We start from the raw sequence: 276 nt of genomic DNA, 5'->3' as shown, positions 1-276 counted from the left end.
GGTAATTATGAATAAACAGCAAAAAATAAAACACTGGCAAGGCATTTTTGAGCAGCAAAAATCGAGTGGTTTAGCCATCATTCAATTTTGTCGTGATAACAACATTAACGCATCGACTTTCTATGTTTGGCGTAAACGCCTTTCTGACGAAACGATAAGGGTTAAAAAGCAACAGGTGATCCCGTTTGTTATTCATGAGCAAGCCTTTACACACCCTTCAATCATTAAACTCACCACACCAAACGGCTATCAAATAGACTTCGAGTCGACATTAGC

The 276-nt window shown here is 38.8% G+C and carries 1 protein-coding gene; it reads left to right on the top strand.

The features are described from left to right. On the top strand, positions 1-276 hold a 276-nt coding region (tnpA, locus tag AAEY55_RS18280), incomplete at both ends, for an IS66 family insertion sequence element accessory protein TnpA (RefSeq protein WP_350552669.1).

The organism is Pseudoalteromonas sp. 120-MNA-CIBAN-0494 (assembly GCF_040308885.1).
Taxonomy (GTDB): domain Bacteria; phylum Pseudomonadota; class Gammaproteobacteria; order Enterobacterales; family Alteromonadaceae; genus Pseudoalteromonas; species Pseudoalteromonas nigrifaciens.
The sequence above is the reverse complement of the archived record's forward strand: the minus strand, read 5'-3'. Positions and strand labels throughout refer to the sequence as shown.